General features: G+C 58.9%; 5 protein-coding genes and 1 pseudogene. 3 read left to right on the top strand and 3 right to left on the bottom strand.

Going from position 1 to position 6282, the window contains the following annotated elements; genetic code table 11:
• A partial coding sequence (locus VJ604_RS00795) for an ATP-binding cassette domain-containing protein (protein ID WP_324079484.1) occupies positions 1 to 139 on the bottom strand: 139 nt, incomplete at its 3' end.
• A 311-nt stretch (positions 140 to 450) separates the two neighbouring features.
• The gene (locus VJ604_RS00800; RefSeq protein WP_324079481.1) at positions 451 to 789 is read right to left on the bottom strand and encodes a YajD family HNH nuclease; all 339 of its coding nucleotides are present in this window, start codon (positions 787 to 789) and stop codon (positions 451 to 453) included.
• Between the two features lie 236 nt (positions 790 to 1025).
• On the opposite strand from VJ604_RS00800, the pseudogene VJ604_RS00805 reads away from it, so the two are divergent.
• Positions 1026 to 1388: pseudogene (locus VJ604_RS00805) on the top strand (tetratricopeptide repeat protein); the annotation flags it as partial.
• A gap of 438 nt (positions 1389 to 1826) precedes the next feature.
• Positions 1827 to 3275: a COG1361 family protein gene (locus tag VJ604_RS00810; protein WP_324079485.1), complete on the top strand. Its 1449-nt coding sequence runs from the start codon at positions 1827 to 1829 to the stop codon at positions 3273 to 3275.
• A gap of 16 nt (positions 3276 to 3291) precedes the next feature.
• Here VJ604_RS00810 and VJ604_RS00815 read toward each other — a convergent pair whose 3' ends face one another.
• A complete protein-coding gene (locus tag VJ604_RS00815) occupies positions 3292 to 3735 on the bottom strand; it encodes a DUF2721 domain-containing protein (protein WP_324079482.1) in 444 nt (147 codons plus the stop codon).
• Positions 3736 to 4497: 762 nt separating this feature from the next.
• On the opposite strand from VJ604_RS00815, the gene VJ604_RS00820 reads away from it, so the two are divergent.
• Positions 4498 to 6282 (top strand): Rne/Rng family ribonuclease (locus tag VJ604_RS00820; protein WP_324079483.1); only part of this gene is annotated, 1785 nt, incomplete at its 3' end.

The following is a 6282-nucleotide window of genomic DNA, read 5'->3' on the forward strand; positions in this document are numbered from 1 at the left end:
TGATCCGCATGAGCGTGGACTTGCCGGCGCCGTTTTCGCCGACCAGGCCGACCCGCTCCCCCTTCTTGAGGTGCCAGCTGATATCGGTAAAGAGGGGCTTCCCAGCGAAATCCTTGGAGAGTTTCTTCAGGTGCAGCATGAATAAGTATCCTTTTCGACTGTTGAGACAGGTCTCCGCAACCTCACTCATTTCCAGAGCCGGATGCGCGTTCATTAGTAATGGGATCAACGGGGCATTGTAGGTGGACCGGGAAGGATTTGTCAATTGCGGACAGTGTGGAGATGTTTCTGGGTCACTGTCTGAAAGTCCCCTCTCCCGAAGGGGGAGGGTTAGGGAGGGGGGACTGAGGCGGATGTGCCGATGAAGCATCGTCTTGCATGGCCGGGACTACCCTCACCCCCGCCCTCTCCCGGAGGGAGAGGGCGGGGGGTAACCTGGAAAGAGACTTTCTACCCTTTCTTATCTTTCCCCGACAGGTAGTCCGCCAGGATGCTGCGGCTGTGTTCGTCGTCGTGGCAGTAGATGCAGAGGTTTTCCCAGTTGCTGCCGTCGGGGGGGTTGAAGTTGTGATTGCCGTCTTTGTGGTGCACCGTAAGCAGGTGCAGGTTGGACAGCTCGAATTCCCTGCCGCACTTGGCGCAAATCCAGCCGTGAATCTTGAGGGAGCGCTCCCGGTAGTTTTCCGGCCTCGTCTGCTCACCCTTCATCTTCCTGACTATTTCATCTATCTCTTCCGCGCTTTTGGGTGTCACGGTCTTGGGGCCGCGGGGGCGAAATGATGGCGACATCTACCTGCACTCCTTTCTCCGTGTGGAAGCCACATAACATGGCCGGGCATTGTTCCTGTTGAACACCTTTTGCTCTAGAGCAGCACACAAATGTGTCATTTCTAACTCGGATGATGGTAGCCAACAACGGCACTACTGTCAATATCTGCATCCGGCGGTTGGCCTACTGTCATAACGTCCTGGTTGTTCCAGCAAAGCCGGTGTCCCCCATACGACGTTGACAACAGTCCGGCAAGATGATAATTTACACATTCATTATTTTTAATTGTTTTGCTCGGAAAGGCTCAACCGTGCACATCAAAAAGATCTTCCGTGCTTCATTTGTGATAATACTCCCCGCTCTGCAGCTCATCGCCCTTCTGTCTGCAGCACCTGCACACTCGCTTGATTCCGACGATTCCCAACTATTCATCTCCGGTTTCAATGCGTACCAAAGGAAGGATTACAACTCCGCTATCAAGCAGATGACCACGCTACTGGAAAAGTATCCCCACACACCTCTCAAGGACGTGGGGATTTTTTGGCTGGCGAATTCGTACTACGAAACCGGTGATCAGCAGGAGGCAGCCAAATACATGGCGCAGTTTTTCCGGGAATACCCTGACAGCCCACTGAAGGGAAATGTTGCGGACGGTCTGGTTGCACTGGCGAATGGTTATGCCTCGAAAGAAACCACCGGAACGGCCGCGCGGCAGGAGAAAGCTGCGACGGGCAAGGTGATGGCAGCCGACGAGGTGGGCATCGGCACATCCCCCGGGGCGGCTGTCACCAACACCAGCGCCAGTAAACAACAGCGGCGTAATGTCGAGGTAACCTTCGAAGTTGAGGCTGCACCGGCTGGCACACCGGCTGGCTCACCGATCGTTGCTTTGGCAGAGGAACGGACTGCACCGGTACCTGCACCTACGGCCATGCCTACCCATAGCCCTGCACCTGCACCCGCAGCCCCGCCCCCACCCACACCCACAGCCACTCCCGTAGCCACTCCCGTAGCCGCACCTGAACCGCCGGCGGCCTCAACGCCCGAGGCGGGGCAGGTGTTCAACCTGCAGATCGCCCAGTACGCCGACTGCCAAGTCAAGGTCGGGCCGGCACCCGAAACACAGCAAGTTGGCAGGCGGTTCATGATTCCGGTAGAGATCGTCAACACCGGCAACGGCAGCGACAGCTTCCAGCTCGAATCCGGCTTCCCCCGCGAATATGACTTCCACTTCGCCGCCGCGGCGGCCCCGGACATCCCGATCAAAGCCACTCCACCCCTTGCAGTGGGCGAGAAGTTCCAGGCCGTGGCTGTGGGAACCATCCCACGCTCCAACCTCGACGGGCAAAAGAACATCTTTGCCATCAAAGTAATCTCGGCCTTCGCCGGGGATACCTCGCAATCCCGGGAATTGATCCAGATCTCCTCGGCCCCCCTGTTGCGGGCAGTTGCCAGCTCCGACAAGCCGCATCTTCTGCCGGGGGAGAAGATATCCTACCGCATCACGCTGTTGAACATCGGCAGCGCGGCCGCCCCCGGTGTCACCTTGAAGGTGAACTACCCGCCGCAGTACGAACTGGTCGGCTTCCTTCCCTCGGGATCGAAATATGAGAACCAGGCCACCCTGGTGCTGGACGACCTGCCGATGAAATCCGAAGACAGCAAGGACTTTGACTTCACCTTCCAGGTCAAAGACGAAGCGCTGGCCGGCCAGGAACTGTTCCTGCGGATGGAGGTGATCAACAGGGAACTGGATAAGACGGAATCGTTTGTCTCGCCTTCCAGCGTGGTAACGAGGGTGAGTGGGGCAGTTGCCAGGACCGTGGCGGAGAAGCTGGTGGTAGTCCCGGGTGAGGTCGTCTCGCTGCCGATAGTGGTGACCAATACCGGCAACGGGCGTGAGTCCTTGGGCATCCGTGTGAACGCCCCTGCCGGCGTCACCTGCACCATCTATAACGATCTCAACCACGACGGAAAGCGGCAGGGCGGGGAAGCGGTCATCGAACGCCTGGGGCCGCTATCCCCCAAGGAGGATGCCCACCTCATCCTGGAAATCAAGACTTCAGCCTCCGCCAAAGACGGCACGGCCGCTCCTGTCTCGGTCGCCTTCCTGCCGGAAAGCGGGGATCAGAAGAACATCGCAGTAAATTTGCAGCTGGCCTATTCCCGCCCGATCATCGAGCTGACAGTCGCCGCCAAGGATGGCCGGCTAAAACCTGGCGAAGTATCCTCCCTGGAACTCAACTGCGTCAACCGTGGGTCCAAAAGCGCGAGACAAGTAACGGTGCAGAGCTTCCTTCCGGTGCAACTCGAGCTGATCGCCGCCGACCCGTCCTTCGCCAAAGCGAGCAACGGCGTTTACACCTGGCGCTTTGAAGAACTGGGAAAGGGAGAGCAGAGGAACATCAAGGTGACCTACCGGGTAAAGGCGGGCATTGCGGTGGGAACCAGCATGCAGCTTAGGAACCTGCTCAACTACCAGGATCAGCTTGGAAACCGGTACTGAGAGGGAGCGGGCTCGCTCACTTGTAAGGCCCGATGTGCAGGCTCGCCTTGGCAATGAAGATCTCTCGCAGGAAGTTGATCAAGCCGATCACCAGCAAGAGCATGCCCAGGATGAATAAAAGGGCTATCGGCTGGGACATGTCGTAGCGGAGATAATCTCCCAGAAACAGCAGCGCGATGACCGTGCAGACCAGGACGGCAGTCGAGGTGCACAGGAAGATTGCACGGCCGATCAAGTCGGCGCGGCGCGACAAGGTGGCCAGGGAACTATGTAAGGTGGCGGTCGCCTCGGGTGGGGCGTTTTCCAGCTTCGACTCGTAGTGGCGGGCGCGGTCGATGATGCGCGCCAGCCGATTTATCATCACGCCCAACATGGTGCCGACCGCGGTCAACAGGAAGACTGGTGCAACCGCAAGCCGAATTACATCCGCGACCGCAGTCACGTTCTGAAAGTCTTTCAAACCATCTCCTCTTACTGTCAGTGCTTCCGATTATCTTCCTATCTCGTGCCTGCGGGAACACGTCCCGTCACGCCGCCCACTCCACCTGTTATAACACTGCCATCCCCTCAGCCAGAAAAAGCTCGGCCTATAGCTGCCTGGGCCCTTGCGCCGAAGTCAAGTTCGGGCAAAATATCATAAATCTTGCCTATCACAAAATTTAATATGACTGCACCAAGGTTCCACTAAAAGAGAGAGCAGATTCACATTACACCTTGCATTATGGGGAGATATCAAGCTCCCAAAAGGTTCATCCATGAGGAACTTGTCGAAGGACGCCGCTGTGACAGTCGGAGGAAGGGGACTTCGACAAGGTCAGTACAAAGAACTGATATAATATCCCGCAAACTTCACAGAAGAACCTTTATCAAAGCAGGGACGTAATAGCGGAAGATGACTCGCTAATCTATTGAAAAGACGGAAGCATCTCTCGGCGATCGAGCTTGATTAGGACGACAGGCCACTGCTTTAATGATAGGGTCGACTGACGGTAGATGCCGCAATACCGCACGTTCCTTCGCTTTTTTATGTGCGCTGGCGGTAAACTCTGCTATAATCACTCGGTTTTCATTAATCTGCCACCCCCACCTGGCTGGGGTTGCATATAAGAAAGAAGCTTGAACGGACCCGTGTCGGGTCGGGACTAAATTAGGCGCGAGGCGCGCCGGAATGTCTTTGCACTTCCGGTGCCGCGCGGCCCAAACGAAAGGAAATCATATACTTATGGCAAGAAAGATGCTGATCAATGCGCTGCACGCCGAGGAGGCGCGAGTAGCGATCGTTGAGGATGGACGGCTGGTGGATCTGGACGTCGAGATCGCCGGCAGCGAACAGACGCGCGGTAACATATACCGCGGCGTGGTGGTCCGGGTGGAACCGGGGCTGCAGGCGGCCTTCGTGGACGTGGGGCTCAAGAAACTCGGCTTTCTGCAGATGGGGGAGATCCATCCCGAGAACTACAAGTGGCGCGACGACATCCCGGAAGACCAAAGGCACCGGCGCCCCCGCATCCAGGAGGTGCTGAGAAGGGGACAGGAGCTGCTGGTCCAGGTCGAAAAAGGCGAGCGCGACAACAAGGGATCGGCCCTGACCACCTACGTTTCGCTGCCAGGGCGCTACATGGTGCTGATGCCGGGTAGCGACTCGGCGGGCATCTCCAGGAAGGTGGAGAGCGAGTCGGAGCGCAAGAAGCTCAAAGAGATCATCTCGGAAATGACCATCCCCGAGGGGTACGGCTACATCATCAGAACCGAGGCGATGGGGAGAACCCGGGATGAGTTGCAGAAGGACCTCGATTCCCTCATTTCTCTCTACGAAGGTGTCAAGGCCCAGGTCAACTCGGGCAAGGGGGCGGGTCTCATCTACCAGGAGTCGGACCTGATCATCAGGACCATCCGCGACTACTTCTCGGCCGACATCGACGAGGTGCTGGTCGACAGCAAGGACGTCTTCAAGGACGTGCGCGAGGCGCTCAAGGAGATCGACCCCCAGTTCGAGAAGCTGGTCAAGATGCACCAGGAAAAGCGCCCCATCTTCTCCCGCTACCAGCTGGAGGAGCAGATCGACCTCATCTACGAGAAGAAGGTCCCCCTCAAGTCGGGCGGCTCCATCTTCATCGAGCCCACCGAGGCCCTGGTATCCATCGACGTCAACTCAGGCAAGTCCACCGGCGAGAAGGGGGTGGAGGACACCGCCTTCAAGACCAACCTTGAGGCGGCCGAGGAGGCAGCCCGGCAGCTCAGGCTGCGCGACCTGGGCGGCCTCATCGTCATCGACTTCATCGACATGCGGGAGAGAAAGCACAACATCGAGGTGGAGAAGACGCTCAAGGCGGCGCTCAAGGCTGACAAGGCCCGCACCAACGTGTCGCGCATCTCGGAGTTCGGGCTGCTCGAGCTCTCCCGCCAGCGCATCCGCCAGACGCTGCACCAGGCCAGCACCCTGGAGTGCCCGCATTGCGACGGCCGCGGCAAGGTGAAGTCGGTCGAGGCGATGGCCCTCTCCTTCCTGCGCAAGGTGCATGCGGCCGCTGCCAAGGGAACCATCGCCGAGGTGCTGGGAAGCCTGCCGCTGGAGGTCGCCTATTACCTGTTGAACCGCAAGCGGCGCGAACTGAACCGCATCGAGAGCGATTACGACATCGAGGTGACAGTGAAGGGGAAGCCCTCCTACCTCCTGAACCAGATGGAGCTGGAACTGGTCAAGCGCGAGAAGCTTCCCCAGGAGGAGCTGCCGCAGGAGAAGGGTGCCCACCGCCCGCCGGTCAAGGAGGAAGGCGCTCCCCAGGAGGCCGCTGCCGTCGAAGGGGGGAAGAAGAAGCGGAAGAAGAAAGGGAAAGCGCACGCCGAGGAGGCTCCCGTCGCACCGGAAGCTGCCGCGGAGGCGGCCCATGCCGAACACGCCGCCCCGGGTGCTCCCCAGCCGCTGCCGGAGGAGACGACGCCCGCCGAGCCGTTCACCGCGGAGAGCGTGCCGGTCGCCCTGGTGGTGGAACCGGGTGGGGCCGAA

It is taken from the genome of Geomonas sp., from assembly GCF_035254065.1.
Taxonomy (GTDB): domain Bacteria; phylum Desulfobacterota; class Desulfuromonadia; order Geobacterales; family Geobacteraceae; genus Geomonas.

What these genes read in the sequence shown, in the direction of transcription:
- VJ604_RS00800 (WP_324079481.1), bottom strand. Translation starts at nt 789, where the DNA reads ATGTCGCCATCATTTCGCCCCCGCGGCCCCAAGACCGTGACACCCAAA.